21 protein-coding genes are annotated in these 19,422 nt (G+C 65.8%); 15 read left to right on the top strand and 6 right to left on the bottom strand.

Annotation, left to right across the window (positions count from 1 at the left end; translation table 11 throughout):
* Window position 1 precedes the first annotated feature (1 nt).
* From CIW53_RS04265 to CIW53_RS04250, 4 genes are all read right to left on the bottom strand, one after another.
* Window positions 2-1,210: an HlyD family efflux transporter periplasmic adaptor subunit gene (locus tag CIW53_RS04265; protein WP_149363482.1), complete on the bottom strand. Its 1,209-nt coding sequence runs from the start codon at window positions 1,208-1,210 to the stop codon at window positions 2-4.
* On the bottom strand, window positions 1,197-2,675 hold the full coding sequence (locus CIW53_RS04260) for an efflux transporter outer membrane subunit (protein ID WP_149363481.1): 1,479 nt from the start codon (window positions 2,673-2,675) through the stop codon (window positions 1,197-1,199). Before CIW53_RS04260 ends, CIW53_RS04265 begins: the two co-directional genes overlap by 14 nt.
* A gap of 11 nt (window positions 2,676-2,686) precedes the next feature.
* On the bottom strand, window positions 2,687-3,211 hold the full coding sequence (locus CIW53_RS04255; protein ID WP_149363480.1) for a MarR family transcriptional regulator: 525 nt from the start codon (window positions 3,209-3,211) through the stop codon (window positions 2,687-2,689).
* Window positions 3,212-3,372: 161 nt separating this feature from the next.
* Window positions 3,373-4,155 (bottom strand): TatD family hydrolase, encoded by a 783-nt coding sequence (locus CIW53_RS04250; protein WP_149363479.1) that lies wholly within the window; start codon window positions 4,153-4,155, stop codon window positions 3,373-3,375.
* Between the two features lie 161 nt (window positions 4,156-4,316).
* Between CIW53_RS04250 and CIW53_RS04245 the strand changes: the two genes are divergently transcribed.
* Together CIW53_RS04245 and CIW53_RS04240 are read left to right on the top strand one after the other, a co-directional pair.
* The gene (locus CIW53_RS04245) at window positions 4,317-4,898 is read left to right on the top strand and encodes a glycine zipper 2TM domain-containing protein (protein WP_149364138.1); all 582 of its coding nucleotides are present in this window, start codon (window positions 4,317-4,319) and stop codon (window positions 4,896-4,898) included.
* A 30-nt stretch (window positions 4,899-4,928) separates the two neighbouring features.
* On the top strand, window positions 4,929-5,423 hold the full coding sequence (locus CIW53_RS04240) for a glycine zipper 2TM domain-containing protein (RefSeq protein WP_149363478.1): 495 nt from the start codon (window positions 4,929-4,931) through the stop codon (window positions 5,421-5,423).
* A gap of 97 nt (window positions 5,424-5,520) precedes the next feature.
* Here CIW53_RS04240 and CIW53_RS04235 read toward each other — a convergent pair whose 3' ends face one another.
* Complete coding sequence (locus CIW53_RS04235; protein ID WP_242451767.1) at window positions 5,521-5,955, bottom strand: cell wall hydrolase; 435 nt, start codon at window positions 5,953-5,955, stop codon at window positions 5,521-5,523.
* 472 nt (window positions 5,956-6,427) lie between these two features.
* Window positions 6,428-7,228, bottom strand: coding sequence for a folate-binding protein YgfZ (locus CIW53_RS04230; protein WP_149363477.1), 801 nt, complete (start codon window positions 7,226-7,228; stop codon window positions 6,428-6,430).
* A gap of 119 nt (window positions 7,229-7,347) precedes the next feature.
* Here CIW53_RS04230 and CIW53_RS04225 point away from each other — a divergent pair, with 119 nt between their 5' ends.
* The 13 genes from CIW53_RS04225 to msbA all read left to right on the top strand — a co-directional run bounded on the left by CIW53_RS04225 (window position 7,348) and on the right by msbA (window position 19,415).
* A complete protein-coding gene (locus CIW53_RS04225; protein WP_149363476.1) occupies window positions 7,348-7,515 on the top strand; it encodes a DUF1674 domain-containing protein in 168 nt (55 codons plus the stop codon).
* A gap of 85 nt (window positions 7,516-7,600) precedes the next feature.
* Window positions 7,601-7,996: a succinate dehydrogenase, cytochrome b556 subunit gene (sdhC, locus tag CIW53_RS04220; RefSeq protein WP_149363475.1), complete on the top strand. Its 396-nt coding sequence runs from the start codon at window positions 7,601-7,603 to the stop codon at window positions 7,994-7,996.
* Complete coding sequence (gene sdhD / locus CIW53_RS04215) at window positions 7,993-8,397, top strand: succinate dehydrogenase, hydrophobic membrane anchor protein (protein WP_149363474.1); 405 nt, start codon at window positions 7,993-7,995, stop codon at window positions 8,395-8,397. The genes sdhC and sdhD overlap by 4 nt, the downstream gene beginning before the upstream one ends.
* Before the next feature lie 40 nt (window positions 8,398-8,437).
* A complete protein-coding gene (gene sdhA / locus CIW53_RS04210) occupies window positions 8,438-10,225 on the top strand; it encodes a succinate dehydrogenase flavoprotein subunit (RefSeq protein ID WP_149364136.1) in 1,788 nt (595 codons plus the stop codon).
* A 62-nt stretch (window positions 10,226-10,287) separates the two neighbouring features.
* On the top strand, window positions 10,288-11,070 hold the full coding sequence (locus CIW53_RS04205) for a succinate dehydrogenase iron-sulfur subunit (RefSeq protein WP_149363473.1): 783 nt from the start codon (window positions 10,288-10,290) through the stop codon (window positions 11,068-11,070).
* A gap of 103 nt (window positions 11,071-11,173) precedes the next feature.
* Window positions 11,174-11,422 carry a succinate dehydrogenase assembly factor 2 gene (locus tag CIW53_RS04200; RefSeq protein ID WP_149363472.1) on the top strand — a complete coding sequence of 83 codons (249 nt, stop codon included), beginning with the start codon at window positions 11,174-11,176 and terminating at the stop codon, window positions 11,420-11,422.
* A complete protein-coding gene (locus CIW53_RS04195; RefSeq protein ID WP_149363471.1) occupies window positions 11,394-11,831 on the top strand; it encodes a protein YgfX in 438 nt (145 codons plus the stop codon). The genes CIW53_RS04200 and CIW53_RS04195 overlap by 29 nt, the downstream gene beginning before the upstream one ends.
* A 98-nt stretch (window positions 11,832-11,929) precedes the next feature.
* On the top strand, window positions 11,930-13,174 hold the full coding sequence (locus CIW53_RS04190) for a lipoprotein-releasing ABC transporter permease subunit (protein ID WP_149363470.1): 1,245 nt from the start codon (window positions 11,930-11,932) through the stop codon (window positions 13,172-13,174).
* A 7-nt stretch (window positions 13,175-13,181) separates the two neighbouring features.
* Complete coding sequence (gene lolD / locus CIW53_RS04185) at window positions 13,182-13,880, top strand: lipoprotein-releasing ABC transporter ATP-binding protein LolD (RefSeq protein ID WP_149363469.1); 699 nt, start codon at window positions 13,182-13,184, stop codon at window positions 13,878-13,880.
* 247 nt (window positions 13,881-14,127) lie between these two features.
* Entirely contained in the window at window positions 14,128-16,428 is a 2,301-nt protein-coding gene (locus tag CIW53_RS04180) for a DNA internalization-related competence protein ComEC/Rec2 (RefSeq protein ID WP_149363468.1), read from the top strand.
* Between the two features lie 113 nt (window positions 16,429-16,541).
* Complete coding sequence (locus CIW53_RS04175) at window positions 16,542-17,192, top strand: MotA/TolQ/ExbB proton channel family protein (RefSeq protein ID WP_149364135.1); 651 nt, start codon at window positions 16,542-16,544, stop codon at window positions 17,190-17,192.
* A gap of 10 nt (window positions 17,193-17,202) precedes the next feature.
* On the top strand, window positions 17,203-17,634 hold the full coding sequence (locus CIW53_RS04170; protein ID WP_149363467.1) for a biopolymer transporter ExbD: 432 nt from the start codon (window positions 17,203-17,205) through the stop codon (window positions 17,632-17,634).
* Window positions 17,631-19,415 (top strand): lipid A export permease/ATP-binding protein MsbA, encoded by a 1,785-nt coding sequence (gene msbA, locus CIW53_RS04165; protein ID WP_149363466.1) that lies wholly within the window; start codon window positions 17,631-17,633, stop codon window positions 19,413-19,415. The genes CIW53_RS04170 and msbA overlap by 4 nt, the downstream gene beginning before the upstream one ends.
* The last annotated feature ends 7 nt before the right edge of the window (window positions 19,416-19,422 follow it).

Genomic DNA, 19,422 nt, shown 5'->3' with positions numbered 1-19,422 from the left:
CTCAGTTCGCGGCGGTGGCGTGGGAGAGGTTGGCGCGGATGATCCGTTCCGCTTCCGCATCGGCCTTGCTGGCCATCCGGTCGTAGACGTCGGTCTGCGCGACCGGTTGCTGCGCCGAGGTAGTGGCCAGCACGCTGCCCCGGTCATCGTGGATGTCGACTGTGACGTCGGTGGACAGGCCGATGCGCAGCGGGTGCTTGTCCAGCTCCTTGTTGTCCAGTGCGATGCGCACCGGCACGCGCTGCACCACCTTGATCCAGTTGCCGGTGGCGTTCTGCGCCGGCAGCAGCGAGAAGACGCTGCCGGTGCCGGCGCCCAGGCCGATCACCTTGCCGTGGTACTCCGCGTCGCCGCCATACAGGTCGGACACCACGGTCGCCGGCTGGCCGATGCGGATATGGCGCAGCTGGCTTTCCTTGAAGTTCGCGTCGATCCACAGGTCGTGCAGCGGCACCACGGTCATCAGCTGCTGGCCCGGCTGCACGCTGTTGCCCAGTTGCACGCTGCGCTCGGCCACGTAGCCGGATACCGGCGCATAGATCGTGTTGCGCTGCGCGGCGACCCAGGCGGCGCGAAAGTTCGCGCGGGCCTGCAGCACCACCGGGTTCTGCGCGACGTCGGTGCCTTCGATGGCGGCATGCGCGGCAGCCGACTGCGCCTCGGCGGCGTTCACCGCGGCGCGTGCCTGTTCCACGCCGTTGCGCAGATGCTGCACGATCTCGGGCGATTCGGCGTGCGCGGCGATCAGGGGCAGGCGGCGCTTGAGGTCGGCCTCGGCCTTCTTCAGGTCGAGCTTCGCGGCAACCACCTGCGCATCGGCGCTGCTGGCCGAACTGGTTTGCTGGCGCACGCCGCGCACGGCCTGGGCCAGCGCGCTGCGCGCTTGCGCCAGCCGGGTGTCGGCATCGGTGCCGTCCAGCTTCACCAGCACCTGGCCGGCCTCGACGTGCTGGGTGTCGTCGGCGAGGATCGCCACCACCGTGCCCGGCACCTGCGCCGAGATCGCCACCTGGTTGCCGCCGACGTAGGCGTTGTCGGTCTTCACCCGGGTCGACAACACGAAGAACCACAGCAGGAACCACAGCAGTCCAGCCAGGATGAAGGCGCCGGCCACGATCAGCAGCGCGCGCCGGCGCTTGCCCGGATCCTTCGCGGCCATGCCGCTGTCGTTGGTTTCGACGGACGTCTTGTCGGATTCAGTGGCGCTCATGGGCGGAGGCTCCGGCGGTAACAGAAGGTGATGAGGAGGTCGGCTTGTCGGTGGCCTGGTAGCCACCGCCGAGTGCCTTGATCAGCGAAAGGTCGGTGCTCAATGCCTGCGCCTGCAGTTGCGTCGCGGCATCGCGCTGCTGCAACAACTGCGCCTGCGCCGCGAGGCTCTCGCGGGCGTCGCGCACGCCCTGGCGCGCCCGCGCCTGAGCGCTTGCCAGCAACTGCCGGTCTGCATCGATCTGGGCTTGCTGCTCGCGCTGGCGTGCGGCGATCTGCTCGGCGCTCAGCGCCTGCGTGGCCACCTCGCGTGCGGCGGTCAGCACGGTGCTGTCGTACTGCGCTACTGCGCCGTCGAGTTGGGCCTTGCTCACGCCATAGTTCGCCTCGAGCGTGCCGCCGCTGAAGATCGGCAGATGCAGCGCCGGCGTCAGTGCGAACGTGCGGCTGCCGGCGGTGAGCAGCTTGCCCATGTCGATGCTGGACAGGCCGACCATCGCCTTGATGCTGATGTCGGGGAAGAACTCGGCGCGTGCGGTGTCGGTTTGTTTCAGGGCGGCCTCGACCTGCCAGCGGCTGGCGGCGATGTCGGGTCGCCGGGCGATCAGGTCGAGCCCGGCATCGGCCGGGATGCCACGCTTGATCGTCGGCAACGGCTGCGCCTGGAGTTCCGGCAGCTGCGCCGGTGCGACGCCAAGCAGCGAGGCCAGTGCGGCGCGGCGAATCTTCGCCGAGCCGTCCAGTGCCGCGCGCATTTCGCGCACGGCAGCGAGTTGCGCCCTGGCTTTCTGCGCCTCGTCCGGCAAATCCACGCCCTGACGTACGCGCAGCTCGGCGATGTGGGAGAGCTGCTGCTGCGTGGCGAGCAACTGGTCGGCCAGTTGCAGGCGTGCCTGGTCAGCCTGCCAGCCGAAATACGTATCGGCGACGGCGTACTGGATGGCCAGTGCGGCGGCGCTGCGTTGCGCCTCGGTGGCGTGGGCCTGGTCCAGCGCCGCTTCCACCGTTGCACGCTTCTTGCCCCACCAGTCGAAGTCGTAGTCCAGCTGCACGCCAAGGTCGGCCTGGTTGTACCAGCTGAAACCGAGGAACTTGCTCGGGATCAGTCCGTGGTCGCTCATGCGCTGGCGCGACACCTGCGCGCTGCCGTTGACCGACAGGCCGAGCTGCGCCGCGGCCAGTCGCGCCGATTGCTCGGCGTTCCTCACGCGGCTTTGTGCCAGTGCGAGGTCGGGCGACTGCTGCATTGCGCGGTCGATCAGATCATCCAGCTGCGGATCGTCGTACTGGCGCCACCACTGCGCGGCGGGCCAGCCGGGACGGGCGGGAGCCTGCAGGCCGGCCAGCGGTACGTCGTCACGCAGCGTCGGCGACCCGAGTCTGGCTGGTGCGCTGGCACAGCCGGCCAGCATCAGCACGATCGCGGCAGCCAGCACGGCACGACCGTGGAGCGGGGCATGCTTCATCGGAATCTTCTTCATGGGAGGCGGTTTTCACTCAGCTGATCGAGATTGCCGGCCAATTTGCGCAGCAGGCGATCGAGATGGCGTTTGTCGCTGTCGCTGAAGCCGGCAAACATGGTGGCGACACGGGGAAACATCGGCGGCAGCATCTTCTGCACGAAGCGCCGGCCGGCCGGCGTGATGCGGATCAGCACACGGCGGCGATCCTCCTTGCCGGCACCGCGGGTGATCAGCCCGCGCTTGACCAGTGCGTTCGCGATGCGGGTCATGTTGGTGGCTCCCTGGGTCGCGTACTCGCACAGTTCGCCGGGCGTGGAGCTGCCGTCCGGGCGGCTGTACAGGATCATCAGGGTCAGGAATTCGCTGTGGTTGAGCTTGTGCGATTTCAGCTTGTACTCGAGCTCTTCCTCGAGGCTGCTGCTGACCATCAGCATCAAGCGGCACAACCGTGCCTCGGCTGCCGGCATCTGCGGGATGATCTGGCTCACCCGGCCGATGCCCTCGTCCATCATTACGATGCAATTCGTCAGCCGCGCCATTTCACCAGCTCATATTTCACCAATGAAATAAAAGATAGCAAGTGCATGCGGCGATACGCAAGTGGGCCGCAGCATCCGCCTGTCGCGACGACGAGCAGCCGATTCCGGTGTACGGATGTGGGTCTCTGCGGAAATCGCAGGCTGCGCACGCGGCGGAACGGTCAGCCGCCGTGTCGATGGATGCCGAACAGGCGATGCGCATTGGCGGTGGTTGCGGCGGCCACCACGGCTTCCGGCTCGTCGCGAAGCGCCGCCACGCAGCGCAGCACATCCGCGACCCGGGCCGGCTCGTTGCGCTGGCCGCGATGATCCGCGCCGGGCTGATCGGGCGCATCGCTTTCGAGCAGGAGGAATTCGATCGGCATCGTCGCCACGATTCGGCGCAGACGCTGCGCACGCGGGTAGGTCACCGGGCCGCCGATGCCCAGGTGGAAGCCCAGCTCCCACAGGCGGTGGGCCTGCTGCTCGCTCCCGGAAAAGCTGTGCACGACACCCCGCAGTTGGCCGGTTCGGCGCAGGGTGAGGGTCACTTCTTCGAGTGCGCCCCGCGCATGCACGATCACCGGAAGGCCTCGTTCGCGCGCAAGCCGCAGTTGATGCGCGAAGTAATGCCTTTGAAGGTCACGATCGAGATCATCGACGTGAAAGTCCAGGCCGATCTCGCCGATGGCGACCGCCTCGTTGCCATCGAGCCATGAAGACAGCGCGTCCACATGTGCAGGTGCATGCTGGTGCAGAAAAAGCGGGTGCATGCCGAATGCGGCAAACACCGAGGAGGGGTGTTGTGCACACAGTCCCGTGATCCGCGACCAGCTGGCGGCATCGACGGCCGGCACGATCATCGTGTTCACGCCAGCGTGCCGCGCGCGTACGATCACCTCCCCGCGATCGGCATCAAACACGCTGTCATCAAGGTGCACGTGGCTATCGACGAGTTCGAACATCTGGATCCGTGCGTTGGCAATCGTTTTGTAAACGCCGACGTGAAGACAATGTCACGAGGGCGAGCTAGGTCCGATTCAGTTGTACAACGGTTCAATGACAATGCAGGCTGTACCTACAGGGGGTGCGGATGCGGCAACATCAAACAGAGGAGAGGATTGCAATGAGCAGGTTGATGGTCAATGTACTCAATATCGCTATCGCCGCGGCACTGGCGACGAGCCTGTCGGCCTGTAATCGGAGTGCTGACGCCGGGACTTCCTCGGCTGGTGCCGATGCCGGTGTGAGCGCCGACGCAGGACCCAAGTACGCCAAGGTCGTCGGCGTCGAGCCGGTGCGCTCGACGGTGAACAATCCAAAGCAGGTTTGCCACGATGAAACGGTGACGCAAACGGCACCCCCGAAGGATCAGCACCGGATCGCGGGTACCGCGATCGGTGCAGTGGTCGGTGGCCTCCTCGGCAATCAGGTTGGCGGCGGCAAGGGCAAGACCCTGGCTACCGTGGCCGGTGCCGTCGGTGGCGGGTATGCCGGCAACAGGATCGAGGCCAGTCGCCAGCACGGCCAGGTGACATCGACGGTCGAGCGCAAATGCAGCACGGTCAACAACACCAGCACAAAGATCGTCGGCTATGACGTTCGCTACATCTACAACGGCGTGACCCGCACGGTCCGGATGGATCACGACCCCGGCGATCGCGTGCAGGTGCAGGAGGGCGTGACTGCCGTGTCCGACGCCCGCTGAGCTTCATCCATCCAAACAAAGGAAATGGCCATGAAAGCACTTTCAAGCAAGTTGATTCTGGTGACGGCGATGACGGGCGGTCTCGCCTTGGCGGGTTGCACCACGGCGCCGTACGGCAACAATGGCAACTACGACCGCGGTTACCAGTCTCAGTCGAATGGCTATGGTGATCGCAACGTGCGCTGCCAGACCTGCGGAGTGGTGCAGGATGTGCAGCAGGTTCGTGTCGAGGGCAGCGGTAACGGCGGTACCCTGGGCGCGATCATCGGTGCGGTCGCCGGTGGAGTGCTTGGCAATCAGGTCGGCAAGGGCGACGGACGCAAGGCCGCCACGGTGGCTGGCGCGGTAGCTGGCGGTGTGGTCGGCAACCAGGTCGGCAAGCGTCACGGCGAAGGCGCAGACGCATGGCGAATCGTCGTGCGGCTGGATAATGGTCAGTATGCGACCGTGACCCAGCGCGAGAACCCGGGGATTCGCAACGGCGACTACGTCGAGGTTCGCGGCGATCACGTCTACCCCCGCTGATCGCTTCGAAATGGACGTCCATATGTATGGACGTCCATAACAAAAAAAGGCCATCCGCGTGGATGGCCTTTTTTTTGTCTGCGGTTCGCGTCGTGGATCAGTTCACCGCGTAGAACGCGTGTTCGCCGATGGTGACGCTGGGACGATTGCGCGACCATGCGGGGCTGATTTCGATGGTTGCAAAGTGGTCCGCGCGCGGCACCAGCATCTTTCGTTGCGCCACCGGCAGGCTCCAGTTGTTGATCGACCTGCCGGCAATCAACCAGGCTTTGTGGAAGGCATCGAGATTGGTGATTTCGAACGAGCCGGGCGTGGTGGTCGTGGCGAACTGGTGCGGTGCCGTAACCACCTTGCACACGGTATTGCCCCAGTGACCACGATCGCGGCGACGCAAGGCGACCTCGGCCACGGCGAGCTGGCCGATGACCGGTTCGCTGCGAGCTTCCAGGTAGACCGTGGTGGCCAGGCAGGCCTGGTCGGCGACAGGCTGGGGCATCAGGGATGTCAGCCATAACAGCATGGAAAGTTTCATGTTCTGCCTCCAACGTGCTGTACGCACAAAGCAAACTGCAGCTTTGGGCGCCGTTGCGGTGGACGGGCGGGCAGGCCGTTCCACCTGGATCTATCGCCATGACCGAAACTTGTGGTCAGACGCTTTGCCACGGGATTGTGGCGTTTCGAACGGCTTTCTCTATGCCGATCGGGAGTAGGTGTTGCTGTGGCGTTGCGCGTACCGGTGTCGGCCGTGTTGCCTGCAACTGCTGCTGCGCGCTCGTTGGATGCGAGGCGTTATGCCATCCGACATTGTTCTGCCGGGTCGCGCCGATTCGGACTCTTCCGATTCGTCGCGTATTTCGACACCCCGTGTTCCGGATGTCGCGATATTCGATCGGCGGAGCCTAGTGGCGGATGCCGCCGCTGGCAAGTGCCGGGGCAAGCAAGTTTAACCGGCGCTCATGTGCACGGCGAGTGAGTCATGGATTTTTTTTCGTGGCACGCATGGCTCACGCCGTCCACGACATGACGATGCGCATCGAGAGACCTTTGTCGAGAGAGGGCAGGCGATCCTCGTAGGCGAGCGCCGCAACCTCGTCGGTCATCACCACGAGTGCATCGATGCGATCGTCAGCGACGATCACATCGAGTACGCGAGCGATGTCGCGATCACCACTGCGCACCACGTCGCCGGCACTCGCGGGGTGCGACAATGTGACATGGTGCAGGTGTCGTTTGTGGCCACCACGGAAGTGCAATCGGGCAATGATTTCCTGCCCCGGATAACAGCCTTTGTCGACAGCGACGGCCTGCAGTCGCTGCAACGACAATGCCGCCGGCAGCATGTCATCCAGAGCTTGTGCCGGCAGCCATGGCCAGCCCGCATGCAGTTGCGGCGCGCGCCATGCGTCGTCGCCATGATCGGCCTCGACGATTCGCAGGCTGTGCGTGTCGCAACCGAGCGAAAGCTCTTCAGCGTCGTGGCTGATCACGTGCATCGGTAGTGCCGGGCCGATGGCCAGCGCTCGTGGTGGCAGGGCGGTCAGTGTGATCTTCGATCGGAACACGAAACGCCGCAGAGCGTCGGTCATCGCGCCGGCATGGCCGCCACGCAGCAACAGCAGCAGCGTGTCTTCGGCAATCCGTGCCAGGTGAAAAAGGAAGCGCACGCGCCCTTGCGGATCGAGCCATGCGCTGAATTGCCATTGGCCGATGGCCAGGGCGTCGACCTTGCTGCTGAACTGCGCATGCGCGAACGCCTTCGCGTCGGCGCCTTCGATCAACATGGTTTCGGCAGGATGGGAGGTCATGAGATGTTTCAGTTGGGGGCGCCGGGAAGCGAGAGCAAGTGGTTGCGCCCGGGCGCGGTACACGGTCGATGGTTGTGCTGCTTTGCCGCAAGTATTAACCTTTGACGGCTTACAAAACCATGTCCGATACCTCTTCTCCAGCCGAGTCCTTGCCTGTTTCCGTTCCAGCGGAAACGACTGCCGTGCCTGCGGGCCCGGCGCCGGACAAGCTGCCGTTGGAGCGGCCGGCCCTTGATCCCACGCGCTACGGCGATTGGGAAAAGAACGGACGTTGTATCGACTTCTGAGCGATCGCCACGGTGCTCGTCGCCAGGGGCGGGGCCAGCGGATGACGCGGTACGGACATCAGCGATTCCACACAGGATAGCCGCCATGGCAGACACGAAACGCCCGCTCTCCCCGCATCTTCAGGTCTACAAGTGGCAAGTGCAGATGATGAGTTCGATCATCCACCGCGCCACAGGCATCGCGCTGGCGGTCGGCAGCCTGCTGGTGGTCGCCGGCCTGCTGCACCTGGCTGCGGGTGAAGACAGCTTCAACCACTTCAAGGGAGTCATCGGCAGCCCGATCGGGATGGTGCTGTTGTTCGGCTGGAGCTGGTCGCTGTTCTACCACCTGTGCAACGGCATCCGGCATCTGGTCCAGGATGCCGGCCTCGGTTACGAAATTCCCCAGTTCGTGCGTTCCAGCTGGTTGTCGGTCATCGGCAGCGTCGTGCTTACGGTGCTGGTGTGGGCTTACGTACTGAGCGCGGGAGGTGCGGCATGAACGCGAAGGAGACCGTCGTGAAGGATCGGCGCAACCCGTTGAAGATTGCCCGCGGCCTTGGTTCGTCGCAGTCCGGCGTGGAGCACTGGTGGACCCAGCGGCTGACCGCCGCGGCGCTGGTGCTTCTGGGCATCTGGTTCGTGGTCACCGTGCTTTGCCTGCTGCATGCGGACTACGCCACCGCCCGCGCCAGCGTGGCGAAGCCGTGGAACGCGCTGCTGCTGATCGCGTTCGTGCTGACCATGTTCTGGCACGCCGTGCTCGGGCTGCAGGTGGTGATCGAGGATTACGTGCATACCCGCTGGAAGGAAGTCGTCCTGCTGGTGGCCATCAAATTCCTTGCGGTACTGGGTGCGCTGGCCAGCGTGCTCGCCGTGCTGCGCATTGCGCTGACCCCTTAAGAACAAGACGCGAGGAAAAGGCTTCATGGAAAGCTCCAAGTTGGAATCCTATAAAGTCCAGCAGCACGACTACGACGTGATCGTGGTCGGTGCCGGCGGCGCCGGCCTGCGCGCCACCTTCGGCCTGGCTGAGCAGGGCCTCAAGGCCGCCTGCATCACCAAGGTGTTCCCGACCCGCTCGCACACGGTGGCGGCGCAGGGCGGCATCTCCGCCGCGCTCGGCAACATGGGCGAAGACGATTGGCGCTTCCACTTCTACGACACCGTCAAGGGCGGCGACTGGCTCGGCGACCAGGACGCGATCGAGTACATGTGCAAGAACGCACCGGCGGCGATCATCGAGCTGGAGCACTACGGCGTGCCGTTCTCGCGCACCGACGAGGGCAAGATCTACCAGCGTCCGTTTGGCGGCATGACGACGCACTACGGCAAGGGCACCGCCCAGCGCACCTGCGCCGCGGCCGACCGCACCGGCCACGCGATCCTGCACACGCTGTACCAGCAGGCGCTGGCGCATGACGCCACGTTCTTCATCGAGTACTTCGCGATCGATCTGATCTTCGACGACGAGGGCGTCTGCCGCGGCGTGTTGGCGCTGGACATGAACGAAGGCACTCTGCATTTCTTCCGTGGCCAGGCTGTGGTGCTGGCCACCGGCGGTTACGGCCGCGCCTATTTCAGCGCCACCTCGGCGCACACCTGCACCGGCGACGGCGGCGGCATGGTGCTGCGCGCGGGCCTCGCACTGCAGGACATGGAGTTCGTGCAGTTCCATCCCACCGGCATCTACGGTGCCGGCTGCCTGATCACCGAAGGCGTGCGCGGCGAAGGCGGTTTCCTCACCAACTCCGAAGGCGAGCGTTTCATGGAACGCTATGCGCCCAGCGCGAAGGACCTGGCATCGCGCGACGTGGTCAGCCGCGCGATGACGATCGAGATCCGCGAAGGCCGCGGCGTCGGCGAGCAAAAGGATCACCTGTTCCTGAACCTGATGCACCTCGGCCCGGAAGTGATCCACGAGCGGCTGCCGGGCATCGCCGAGTCGGCGCGCATCTTCGCCGGTGTCGACGTGACCAAGGAACCGATCCCGGTCTTGCCGACCGTGCACTACAACATGGGTGGCATCCCGACCAACTATCACGGCGAAGTCGTGCAGAAGCGCGGCGATGATGTCGACGCGGTGGTGCCGGGCCTGTTCGCGATCGGCGAGGCGGCTTGCGTCTCCGTGCACGGCGGCAACCGGCTCGGTTCCAACTCGCTGCTCGACCTGGTCGTGTTCGGTCGCGCCGTGGCGCATCGCTGCGCCGAGCTGATCCAGCCCGGTGCCGCGCACAAGGATCTGCCGGCGACCGTGCTGGACAAATCGCTGGCCCGCTTCGACGCCTTGCGCAACGCCAATGGCGGCACGCCGACGGCGCAGATCCGCCTGGCGATGCAGCGCACGATGCAGAAGGACGCCGCCGTGTTCCGCACCGGCGAGACCTTGGCCGAAGGCAAGCGGAAGATCGCCGAGGTGTTCGGCATGTTCAAGGACGTCAAGGTCAGCGACCGTTCGATGGTGTGGAACTCCGACCTGATCGAGACGCTGGAACTGTCCAACCTGCTGGCGCAGGCGGTGGCCACGATGGATTCGGCCGAGCAGCGGCTGGAAAGCCGTGGTGCCCAGGCGCGCGAGGATTATCCCGAGCGCGACGACGTCAACTGGATGAAGCACACGCTGGTATGGATCGACGAAGCCGGAAAATCGCGCTTCGATTTCCGGCCGGTGCACATGAATCCGATGACCGACGAGGTCAAGGCCGTGCCGCCGGCAAAGCGGGTCTACTGACCGTATCGAAACGCTGTCGGGGCCACGGCCCCTCCTACACGAAGATTTGAAGGGTTCCGCACATGGCAGAGTTTTCGCTACCGAAGAATTCAAAGATCCAGCCGGGCAAGCATCATCCGGCCAAGGATGCGAAGAAGCCGCGCACCTTCCGCATCTATCGCTGGTCGCCGGACGACGGGCAGAACCCGCGTATCGATACCTACGAGGTCGACCTGGCCGCGTGCGGGCCGATGGTTCTGGACGCGCTGCTGAAGATCAAGAACGAGATCGACCCCACGCTGACCTTGCGCCGTTCCTGCCGCGAGGGCATCTGCGGTTCGTGCGCGATGAACATCGACGGCACCAACACGCTGGCCTGCACCCGCGCGATCGACGAGTGCGCCTCCGGCGACGTGAAGATCTACCCGCTGCCGCACATGCCGGTGGTGAAGGATCTGGTGCCGGACCTGACCCACTTCTACGCGCAGTTCGCTTCGATCAAGCCGTGGATCCGCACGCAGAGTCCTGCTCCCGACAAGGAACGGCTGCAGTCGCCGGAAGAACGCAAGAAGCTCGACGGCCTGTACGAGTGCATCCTGTGCGCCTGCTGCTCGACCAGCTGCCCGAGCTATTGGTGGAACGGTGACAAGTACCTGGGCCCGGCGATCCTGCTGCAGGCGTATCGCTGGATCGTCGACTCGCGCGACGAAGCCACCGGCGAACGCCTGGACGACCTGGAAGATCCGTTCAAGCTGTACCGCTGCCACACCATCATGAACTGCACGCGCACCTGCCCGAAAGGTCTCAATCCCGCCAAGGCGATTGCCGAGATCAAGAAGCTGATGGTGGAACGGCGCTCGGCCTGATCGTGCTTGCACGGTTCGACCTCGACAGGCCGCCGCGTGCGGCCTGTCGCGTTCTGGCGCAACGGCTACACTTGGCATGCATGGATACGACCCGAGCCCCGTGATGGATGAAGCCCGCATCAAGCGCCTGCGCTGGCGCACCCGCCGTGGTACCCGCGAACTGGATGCCTTGTTCGGTGGTTGGCTGGACGAATGTTTTGCCGATGCGGACGAAGCGCAGCAACAGGCGTTCGACGAACTGCTCGACGTGCAGGATCCGGACCTGTGGGACTGGGTGATGGGCCACGCGCGCCCCGAGCGGGCGGACTGGCAGGCGATCATCGATGACATCCGCACCCGCCATCGGCTTTGAGTACCGGCCGTCGCGGTTGTTGCGGCGAGCGCTGATCCTGATCGCCGTCCTGGCCGTGCTTGCCGTGGCGCTGAGCGCGCTGCCGGTGTGGTTGGGGTTGCTGCTGGCGACGGCCGTGTCGCTGGCGGCCTGGCATGCGCTCCGCCGCCTGGCCGCAAGTCCGATCGCGGCGGCCGGCTGGAGTGCCGACGATGCCTGGACGCTGCGCCTGACCGACCACGAGGACGTGCCGGCCACGCTGGCCTCGTTCCGGGTACTCGGCGCGTTCGTGCTGCTGCGCCTGCAGACAGCGGAGCGTGGCGTGCAGGTATTGCTGCTGGCGCCGGACAACAGCGATGCGGACATCCGCCGTCGCCTGCGCATGCGGCTGGCCACGATCCAGCCGGGCGAAGCCGTGCCGCGACTGTGATCGGCCGGCAACTTCGCCAACGCAGCGCGGTCTGACCGAATACCTGATAATGGACGACCGGGCGGCCCGCCCTGCGATCCCCAACAAGCGACCCGCCCATGTTTCGACCGCTCGAACTCTTCATCGGCCTGCGCTACACCCGCGCCAAGCGGCGCAACCAGTTCATCTCGTTCATTTCCACCGTCTCGATCGTGTGCATCGCGATCAGCGTGATCGCGCTGATCACGGTGATGTCGGTGATGAACGGCTTCGACTACCAGATGCGTTCGCGCATCCTCGGCGCGGTGTCGCACGCCACCATCATCAGCATCGACGGCGGCGTGCACGACGTGCCGCGCGCACTGCAGATCGCCGAGGCAAACCCGCACGTGCTTGGCGCCGCCCCCTATGTCGAGAAAGAGGCGTACCTGACCAGCGGCCGCGGCTCCAGCGGCGTGATGGTGCGCGGCATCGATCCGGCGCAGGAACCGAAGGTCGTCGACATCGGCAAGCACATGCTCGACGGCAAACTCGACGAGTTGACCCCGAACAGCTGGAACATCGTGCTGGGCCGCGACCTGGCCAGTACGCTTGGGGTCGGCGTGGGCGATCGAATCACCATGGCGGTGGGCGAAGTGCGTGCCACGCCGATGGGCGGTGTGCCGCGGATGCGCAGCTTCCATGTGGTCGGCACGTTCCAGCTCGGCATGGAGCAGTTCGACTCCGGCCTGGCGCTGGTCAACATGGGCGATGCCGAGAAGCTCAATGACCTGGACGGCCCCACCGGCATCCGCCTGAAGCTCGACGACCTGTTCAACGCGCGGCCGGTGGCGCACGAACTGGTCGACCAGCTCGGCCAGCTTTACGGCGTGCGCACATGGATGGACACCAACGCGAACCTGTTCGCCGCGCTGTCGATGGAAAAGATGGTGATGTTCGTGATCCTGTCGCTGATCATCCTGGTCGCGGTGATCAACCTGATCTCGATGCTGATGATGCTGGTCACCGACAAGCAGGCCGACATCGCGATCCTGCGCACGCTCGGCGCGACACCGCGCAGCATCATGGGCACCTTCATGGTGCAGGGCGTGCTGGTGGGCTTCGTGGGCATCGGCTTCGGCGTGGGCTTCGGCTCGCTGCTGTCGTGGAAGCTGCCGGGCATCATCAAGTGGATCGAGCACACCTTCCACGTCACCTTCCTGTCGCCGGACGTCTACTACATCAGCGAAGTGCCGAGCCGACTGGACTGGCACGACGTGGGCTGGACCGCACTGCTGACCTTCACGTTCTCGCTGCTGGCCACCCTCTACCCCGCGTGGCGCGCCTCGCGCACCCAGCCGGCGCAGGCGCTGCGCTATGAATAAGGCCGTCATGAATCCCACGAACGAAAACGTGCTGCGTGCCAGCCATGTCGCCAAGACCTATGCCGAAGGCGGCCTGCGCACCGACGTGCTGAGCGACGTCAGCTTCACCCTGAAACGTGGCGAGACGATGGCGATCGTCGGTGCCTCAGGCTCGGGCAAGAGCACCTTGCTGCATATCATCGGTGGACTCGACACGCTGACCGCCGGCGAAGTGGAAGTGGACGGCCGCGTGCTGTCGAAGCTGTCCGATGCCGAGCGCGGCCGCGTGCGCAATCGTTCGCTTGGTTTCATCTACCAGTTCCATCATCTGCTGCCCGAGTTCACCGCGCTGGAGAACGTGTGCATGCCGCTGCTGATCCGCGGCACCGCGATCGCCGAGGCGCAGACGCAGGCCACTGCCCTGCTGGAGCGGGTTGGGCTCGGTGGTCGCACGCACCACAAGCCGTCCGAGTTGTCCGGTGGCGAGCGCCAGCGCTGCGCGGTGGCGCGCGCGCTGGTGACCAGGCCGGCCTGCGTGCTCGGCGACGAGCCCACCGGCAACCTCGACGAAGGCAATGCCGCGCAGGTCTACGCGCTGATGCTGGAACTCAACCGGGAGATCGGCACCAGCTTCATCCTGGTCACCCACGACACCCGCCTCGCCGCACGGATGGATCGCACGCTGGTGCTGCACAACGGCGTGTTGCAGGAAAGCCCGAAGGTCTGAACAGTTGCATGGCCTTTCCGCTGTGGGAGCGACTTCAGTCGCGATGCTTTTGAGCTAGCCGCCGCAGGCGCCAGGGCGCATCGTGACTGAAGTCGCTCCCATAGCGCCTGCGAGGCTTCCTTGCGAACAAGGAGCCGCATTCGGCACGCCGTAAACATGCCGGCGTGCACCTACGCATCTTTCATCCACGTCGCCGCACCCGCCGCGCTAGGCTCGGACTCTTCCAGGAAGGAATGGGGCAGGCGGCATGGCGCAACTGTCGGCGATCAAGCTGGCTGCGGGACTGCTGGCCGGTGTATTGCTGGTGCAGTGGTGGCCACAGTTGCCGCCGCGCTGGTGCATCGGTTTGCTGCTGTCGGTGGCGGCTTTGCTGGCTTGGCGTTGTCCGCACTGGCGGTGGCTGGCCTGTGTGATGTTCGGCATCGTCTGGGCGGTGTGGCGCGGCGGACTGGCGATGGAAGCGCGCCTGCCGCGGGCACTGGAAGGCCGCGATTTCGCGGTGACCGGCACAATGGTCGATCTGCCGCTGGCCCGCACGGATGCCAGCCGCTTCACCTTGCGCGTGGGTCACGCGCTGCTGGATGGCCAGCCGATCGACCTGCATGGGCGCATCACGGTGTCGTGGTACGACGGCGCGCCAGCGTTGCAGCCGTGTACCCGCTGGCATCTGCTGCTGCGCCTGAAACGGCCGCGCGGGCTGCTCGATCCCGGCGGCGCAGACAGCGAGCGTTCGGCGCTGGAGCGCGGCATCGTCGCCACCGGTTATGTGCGTGACGATCCCGACAACGTGCCGCTGGCCGGCTCACGCTGGTGTGTCGACGGTATACGCGATGCGGTGGCGCGCGGCATCGCGGCGCGGGTGCGCGACCGGCATGATGCGGCGCTGCTGCAGGCGTTTTCGGTCGGCGACACGCGCGGACTGACCCAGCACGACTGGGCGGTGGCACGTGCCAACGGGGTGTCGCATCTGATCGCGATCTCCGGTTTTCACGTCGGCGTGGCCGCGGTGTTCGGTGTCTGGCTGGCGCTGCTGGCCTACGCGCTGTGGCCGCGCCTGGGCTTGTGGCTGCCGCGGCCACAGGCGCAAGCCGCAGCCGCGCTGTTGGTGGCGGGAATGTACAGCGCGCTGGCCGGCTTCGGCCTGCCCACGGTGCGTACCTTGTTGATGATCGCAGTGGTGGCGCTGGCGCGTTGCAGCCGACGCGGCAGCAGCGGCGCGCAATCGCTGGCGCTGGCGATGATCGCGATCCTGCTGGTCGATCCGCTGGCCGTGCTGGCGGCCGGCTTCTGGCTGTCGTTCGTCGGCGTGGGATTCCTGATGCTGTGCCTGCAGGCGCACGGCCGCGGGCTGCGCGCCTTTTTGCATGAGCTGTCAGCCGGGCAGCTGGTGATGACGGTGTCCCTGCTGCCGCTGACCCTGTGGTTCTTCGGCCAGGCTTCGCTGGTCGGCGCGCTGTCCAACCTGATCGCGGTACCGCTGGTGAGTTTCGTCATCGTGCCGTGTGCGCTGTTGGGCATGCTGATGCTGGGGCTGTGCCCGCCTCTGGCCACGCCGGTGTTGTGGCTGGCCGCGCGGATGGCGCATGCGCAATGGTGGTTGCTGGAACACATGGCGACGTGGCCCGGCGCGCACTGGTACCTGCCTGAGGTGCAGCCGCATGCATTGCTGCTGGCCTTGCTCGGCGCGCTGTGGCTGTTCCTGCCGCGCGGGGTGCCGCTGCGCTGGTTCGGCTTGTTGCTGTTCCTGCCGTTGCTGTGGCCACCGCTGCGAATGCCGGCGGCGGGCGCGTTCCAGGTGTGGGTGCTGGATGTGGGCCAGGGCCTGTCGGTGCTGTTGCGCACCAGCGACCATGCGCTGGTGTACGACGCGGGCGCGCGCTATCCGTCGGGGTTCGACCTGGGCGAGGCGGTGGTGTTGCCGTCGATCCATGCGTTGGGCATCGACCGGCTCGACGTGCTGATGATCAGCCATGGCGACAACGATCACGCCGGCGGTGCCGAAGCGGTGGCGAACGCGTTCCCGCAGGCACGGCGATATGCCGGTGAGCCAGCGCGCATGCGGATGCCGATGCAGCAGTGCGTGGCCGGGCAGTCCTGGCAATGGGACGGCGTTCGTTTTCGCGTGCTCAGCCCCGCTCGCGGCGAGGGCGATCGGGACAACGACAGTTCCTGCGTGCTGCTGGTCGAGGGCCGTGGCGGACGGCTGTTGCTCCCCGGCGACATCAGTTCGAAAGTCGAGCCGCAGGTGGCGGCCGCACTCGGGCCCGGACCACGGCCGTTCATGCTGGTGCCGCACCACGGCAGCAAGACCTCGTCCGGCGCGGCTTTCATCGCCGCCGTTCAGCCGCCGCTGGCGCTGGTATCGGCGGGCTGGCGCAACCGGTTCGGTCACCCGAAACCGGAAGTGCTGGCGCGTTATGCTGCCGCTGGCGTGCCGGTGTTCAATACGGCGGTGCAGGGCGCGATACCACTGGACTTTCCCGTCAATGCTCCGCCACGGCGGCTTCGTGGCTGGCGTCGGCGGCAGCCACGCTACTGGCGCGAGTAGCGCCGGGCGAAGCGGGGGAATGCCACCGGTGCCGCAGTACATCCGGACGGGACTGCTATCATGCGCGCTTCTTGAAGGCAGTACGGCGGGGACGAAAAGTGCTGGAAATTCTGATGGCGGGTGGCTGGGCGATGGTGCCCATCCTGATCTGTTCGGCGATCGCGCTGGCGATCGTGCTGGAGCGGTGCTGGACGCTTCGCCGCAAGTCGGTGTTGCCGCCGGGCCTGGGCGAGGAGGTCCGCCAATGGGCGCGCTCCGGCAAGCTCGACCCGGGCCATCTGGAGACGCTGTCGGAGGGCTCGCCGCTGGGCGAGCTGCTGGCCGCCGCGCTGGCCGTGCGCAGCCAGTCGCGCGATGTGATCAAGGAGCGCATCGAGGACACCGGGCGGCACGTGATCCATCGCATGGAACGCTACCTCAACACACTGGGAACGATCGCACTGATCGGCCCCCTGCTGGGCCTGTTCGGCACCGTGATCGGCCTGATCCGCATGTTCATGGAAGTGATGGCCGGCGGCATCGGCGATCCGGCCAAGATGGCCGGCGGCATCGGCGAGGCGCTGATCTGCACCGCCTCGGGGCTGACCGTGGCGATCCCGGCGTATGTGCTGCATCGCTACTTCCGCTCGCGCGTGGCCGGCTATTGCGTGGAGATGGAGAAGCAGGCGACGGCCTTGCTCGACGACTTGACGCTGACCAACACGGCGGCGACACCGGCGCGGCCGCGGCGTGCACCGACGCCTTCCGCATCGGGCGCAGGCTGAGCACGCACCGATGCGCATCAGCAACAATCGCCGCGGGGACGACTTCGAGATCAACGTGATTCCGTTGATCGACGTGCTGCTGACCCTGCTGATGTTCTTCGTGCTGACCAGCACGTTCGTGCAGCATTCGCGCCTGCAGGTGACCCTGCCGCAAGCCAGCACGCAGGATCGCGACATGAACGCGCCGGCATTGACCGTCATGATCGACCGCGATGGTCGTTTCTACGTAGGCAGCGACGAGGTGCTGGGCGAGGGCATCGAGGTGCTCAAGCAGGCCATCGCGCGTCATGCCGGCGACGATCGCGAGCGCCAGGTGACTATCCGTGCGGATGCGAATACGCCGCACCAGGACGTGGTCACCGCGATGGACGCGCTGGGTCAGCTGGGTTTCACCCGGTTGTCGATCGCCACCACCCCGAGCAAGCCGGGCGCCGCTCAATGAACGCGGCCAAGGCCGACGCGCCGGATACCGGGAGCTGGCCCACCTACAAGCGTCTGCTCGGCTACACGCGCGGCTACTGGGCGATCGGCCTGGTCGCCTTCGTCGGCATGCTGGCCGACGGTGGCGGCCTGGCCTTGTTCACCGGCTTGCTCAAGCCGATGATCGACAACCTGTTCGCGCTGAAAGACCCCTACCTGATCTTCTGGATGCCGATCTGGATCATCGCGATCTTCTCGGTGCGTTCGCTGGGTACCTTCGCCAGCGACTACGGTGTCTCCTATATCGGCCGGCACGTCGTGCAGGCGATGCAGCATGAAGTTTTCTCCGTCTACCTGAAGCTGCCCGCTCCGTATTTCGGCAGCGAACCTTCGGGCCAGCAGGTTTCGCGCATCACCTATACCAGCGAACAGGTCGCCGCGGCCTCCAGCAGCGCCGCGAAGATCGCGATCACCGACGGTTTCACGGTGATCGCGATGCTGTTCGTGATGCTCTATTACAGTCCCTACCTCACGCTTTCGCTGCTGGTGATGGTGCCGGCGATCGCACTGGTGGCGACCGTGGTTGCCCGCCGCTACCGGCAGATCAGCCGGCGCATCCAGGGCAGCATGGGTTCGGTCACGAGCACGGTGGAAGAATCGGTGGGGGCGCATCGCGAAGTGCGCGTGTATGGCGGCCAGGCGCACGAGGCATCCCGGTTCGACCAGATCACCCGGCATACGCGGCGGCTGAACCTGAAGATTGCGGCCACCAATGCGGCGTCCAGTTCGACCGTGCAACTGGTTGCGGCCAGCGCACTGGCTGCCCTGATCTATCTCGGCACGCGGCCGGCGGTGCTGACCAGCATGACACCCGGCGTGTTCTTTTCCGTGCTCACGGCGATGGGCACCATGCTGCCGTCGCTCAAGCGACTGACCAATGTGCAGGCGAACATCCAGCGCGGCCTGTCGGCGGCCGAGGATATCTTCGCGGTGATCGATCTGCCGCCGGAACGGGACAACGGCAAGATCGAGCTGCAGCGAACGCGAGGCGAGCTGCGTTTCGTCGGGGTGAGCCTGGTCTATCCGCGCAACGAGGCCGAGGCCTTGCGCGCGGTCGATCTCGATTGCGCACCGGGCACGGTCACGGCACTGGTCGGTCGCTCGGGCAGCGGCAAGAGCAGCCTCGTCAGCCTGCTGCCGCGCTTCAACGAACCCAGCGCCGGTCGCATCGTGCTGGATGGCACGGATTACGAAAACTACACGCTGGCGTCGCTGCGGCGGCAGATCGCCTGGGTGGGGCAGAGCGTGATGCTGTTCGACGACACGGTCGCGAACAACATCGCCTACGGCGAACTGGCCGGAGCCAGCGAGGCGGATATCGTCACTGCGGCCGAGGCGGCGAACGCCATGGAATTCATCGCGGCGCTGCCTCAGGGCATCCACACGCAAGTCGGGCAGGGCGGCAACACCTTGTCCGGTGGCCAGCGCCAGCGCATCGCGATCGCCCGCGCGATTCTCAAGAACGCGCCCATCCTGGTGCTGGACGAAGCCACCAGCGCGCTCGATACCGAATCCGAACGCCTGATCCAGCAGGCATTGCAGCGGTTGATGAAGGACCGCACCACCCTCGTGATCGCGCACCGGCTGTCGACCATCGAGCATGCCGAGCAGATCGCGGTGATGGATCACGGCCGCGTCATCGAACGCGGCACGCACGCGGAACTGATCGCGCTGGGCGGGCAATACGCCACGCTGCACCGGATGCAGTTCCACGATCATGCGGCCGATCAAGGCAGCGACTGAGGACGGC

Origin of the sequence: Rhodanobacter sp. T12-5, assembly GCF_008329435.1 — a bacterium.
In the GTDB taxonomy this organism is placed as follows: Bacteria; Pseudomonadota; Gammaproteobacteria; order Xanthomonadales; family Rhodanobacteraceae; genus Rhodanobacter.
Note: the sequence above shows the minus strand (reverse complement) of the source record. Positions and strands in the feature narration are given on the sequence as shown.